This window comes from Cupriavidus sp. 05T313, from assembly GCF_056396665.1.
The window spans coordinates 1-3,416 of sequence record NZ_JBFTLX010000418.1; the positions used below are offsets into that span (position 1 = coordinate 1).

2 protein-coding genes are annotated in these 3,416 nt (G+C 64.7%); one reads left to right on the forward strand and one right to left on the reverse strand.

Annotated elements, in window-relative coordinates; genetic code table 11:
- On the reverse strand, nt 1–1,208 hold a 1,208-nt coding region (locus tag AC1DKD_RS40075; protein ID WP_477144636.1), incomplete at its 3' end, for a cache domain-containing protein.
- 430 nt (nt 1,209–1,638) lie between these two features.
- Between AC1DKD_RS40075 and aceE the strand changes: the two genes are divergently transcribed.
- Nucleotides 1,639–3,416, forward strand: a 1,778-nt coding sequence (gene aceE, locus AC1DKD_RS40080; RefSeq protein ID WP_477144637.1) for a pyruvate dehydrogenase (acetyl-transferring), homodimeric type, incomplete at its 3' end; no start/stop codon positions are given.

The following is a 3,416-nucleotide window of genomic DNA, read 5'->3' on the forward strand; positions in this document are numbered from 1 at the left end:
CGGCCGACCAGGTCGGCGTCCTGCCAGCCGGTCATGCGGCAGAAGGCGGGATTGACGTAGGTGATGCGGCCGTTCAGGTCGAGCGCGCGCAGCCCGATCAGCATGGAGTTTTCCATCGCGCGCCGGAACGAGGTCTCGGCCAGCAGGGCGCGCTGTGCCTCGGAGCGGCGGCTGGTATGCCGCCACATGCTCCACAGGCTCCACAGGAGGAAGCACGACAGCCCGACCACCAGCCACAGCAACATGTTGTTGGGCAGGTTGGAGGCGGGCGGGTAGGCGTCCGCGCGCAATGACAGCGAATGGCCAGGCGGGTCGAGCAGCACCTCGTACGACAGCGCATTGCCGGGTACTGGCCGCAGCGAGGTGCTGGCGCGGATCTGGTTGTTCTTGTCGATCAGCGAGAAGCGGTAGCGCTCGGTCAGCTCCGGTGGCAGGAGGTGGGTCAGGATGCCATTGACGGAGTACAGCGCGCCCAGCGTGCCGAGGAACTCGTTGTCGCGCACGATCGGCACTTCCATCAGCATGAAGCTGTCGCCGCGGTCGTTGACCAGCGGGCGCGAGTACACCACGCGCTGGGTTTCGCGCGCGGCGTCGAAAGTATCGAGGACTTCGGGTTCCAGCGGCTGGTCCTGGGTTTCGCGCAGGCGGCCGGCGAATTCCGAGGTGGACGGCAAGGACCAGCGCCCGCGCCGGGTTGCGTCGAGCCAGTTGACGAACACGATCTCGGGGTTCTCGCGCAGGATTTCCTGCGCGGCTGTCCGATAGGCGCCCTGGTCGAGCTGGGCGGCGGCAATGTCCCGCGCCAGCGAGGCAAGCTGGTCCTGGTTGCTCAGCAGCGACAGGCGCACGCGTTGCTGGGCCCAGGCCGCGTCGCGATAAAGCGCGTCGCGTTGTTGCTGGCGCTCGGTTTCATGCAGCGACCACAGGATCACCCCCATCGCCACGGTGAACAGCACGATCGCCACCAGCGGGATGAACATGAACCAGCTGGTTGCCACCAGGTTGCGCCAGCGCAGCCACCACAAGCCGCGCGGCGGCCCGTTGACGGCCGCGGGCTCGTCCGCATGGCCGAGCGTATCGAGGTGCGTCAGCGGGCTGGGCGGCGCGGCTAGCGCAGGGTCGCCGCCGCTCGCCTTGGCGGTGCCGGAAGCGGAGGGAGGGACGATGGCGGCGCGGAGGTGGGAAAAGAAATCTTTGAGGGACGGCATGGCGGGATTGACGACTGACCGACCAGTGTAACGGGATTGCAGGCGCGCGTCGCTTGGGGTAAGCGCCAATGCGGCAGTGCGGCATTCCTGCCGAGGGCGCGGCGGGCGACAGGTGTTTCCCGGCGAGGGCTGGCGCGATGTTGTGGTGCGTTGCGGCAATATCCCACATTATGAGAAACCATATCGTAATTTGAAAATTAGGCTTGTCTTGCCCAATGTGCTTCCATAGAATCGGTCCGACCGAAAAGTGCGGACGGTAGTGCTGTGTCCGGTCCTGCCAGCTGAATCTGGCAAGCCCGGGCGAAGCGCTAGCGATGGGGATGCGAAACATTCGTGGCCCGCGCGCCGTACCGTAGTCACACCGTCAGGCCGGGGCTCTCACGACATGAATCAGGGGAGCGCCGAGGCAGGAATTCACCAGGAGACAGTCATGTCAGCTGTACCAGAGCAGATCCTCGGCGCCAGCAGCGCCAACGACGCCGATCCCCAGGAAACCCACGAGTGGCTCGATGCGCTTCAGGGCGTGATCGCCGCCGAAGGCACCGACAGGGCCGCCTTCCTGATCGAGAAGCAGATCGAATACGCACGCGTGAACGGCGTCAATCAGCCGTTCCACGCTGAAACGCAGTACATCAACACCATCCCGGTGGAGCAGCAGGCCCGCATTCCCGGCGACCAGGACATCGAGCACCGCATCCGCTCGTACACGCGCTGGAACGCCATGGCGATGGTGCTGCGCGCCAACAAGCACACCAACGTTGGCGGCCATATCTCCTCGTTCGCTTCCGCGGCCACGCTGTACGACGTTGGCTACAACCACTTCTGGCACGCCCCGTCCGAGAAACACGGCGGCGACCTGGTGTTCGTGCAGGGCCATTCGGCCCCCGGCGTGTATTCGCGCGCATTCCTGCTCGGCCGCCTGAGCACCGAGCAACTCGACAGCTTCCGCCAGGAAGTCGACGGCAAGGGCATCTCGTCCTACCCGCACCCGTGGCTGATGCCTGACTTCTGGCAATTCCCGACAGTGTCGATGGGCCTGGGCCCGATCATGGCCATCTACCAGGCCCGTTTCATGAAGTACCTGCACAGCCGCGGCCTGGTACAGACCGAAGGCCGCAAGGTATGGGCATTCCTCGGCGACGGCGAGACCGACGAGCCGGAATCGCTCGGCGCCATCGGCATGGCCGGCCGCGAGAAGCTCGACAACCTGGTGTTCGTGATCAACTGCAACCTGCAGCGCCTGGACGGTCCGGTGCGCGGCAATGGCAAGATCATCCAGGAACTGGAATCCGAGTTCCGCGGCGCCGGCTGGAACGTGATCAAGGTAGTGTGGGGCAGCCGCTGGGACCAGTTGCTGGCACGCGACAAGAAGGGCCTGCTGATGAAGCGCATGATGGATTGCGTGGACGGCGAGTACCAGACCTTCAAGGCCAAGGATGGCGCCTATGTGCGCGAGCATTTCTTCAACACGCCCGAACTCAAGGCGATGGTGGCCGACTGGTCCGACGAGGACATCTGGCGCCTGAACCGCGGCGGCCACGATCCGCACAAGATCTTCGCCGCCTATAGCGCCGCCAACGAGCACAAGGGCCAGCCTACGCTGATCCTGGCCAAGACCATCAAGGGCTATGGCATGGGCGACGCCGGCCAGGCCATGAATATCAGCCACCAGCAGAAGAAGATGCCGGTGGACGCGATCCGCCGCTTCCGCGACCAGTTCAATATTCCTGTCGCCGACGACAAGATCGAGGAAGTGCCGTACGTCACCTTCGAGGAAGGCTCGAAGGAACTGGAATACATGCGCAACCGCCGCATGGAGCTGGGCGGCTACCTGCCGGCCCGCCGCCAGAAGGCCGAAGCCCTGAAGGTGCCCGAGCTGTCCGCGTTCGACGCGCTGCTCAARGCCACCRGCGAAGGCCGCGARGTSTCCACSACCATGGCCTTCGTGCGGATCCTGAACACSCTGCTCAAGGACAAGMAGRTYGGCAAGCACGTGGTGCCCATCGTGCCCGAYGAGTCGCGCACCTTCGGCATGGAAGGCCTGTTCCGCCAGATCGGCATCTGGAACCAGCAAGGCCAGAAGTACGTGCCGGAAGACCATGACCAGCTGATGTTCTACAAGGAATCGCAGACTGGCCAGGTGCTGCAGGAAGGCATCAACGAAGCCGGCGCCATGTGCGACTGGATTGCCGCCGCCACGTCGTACTC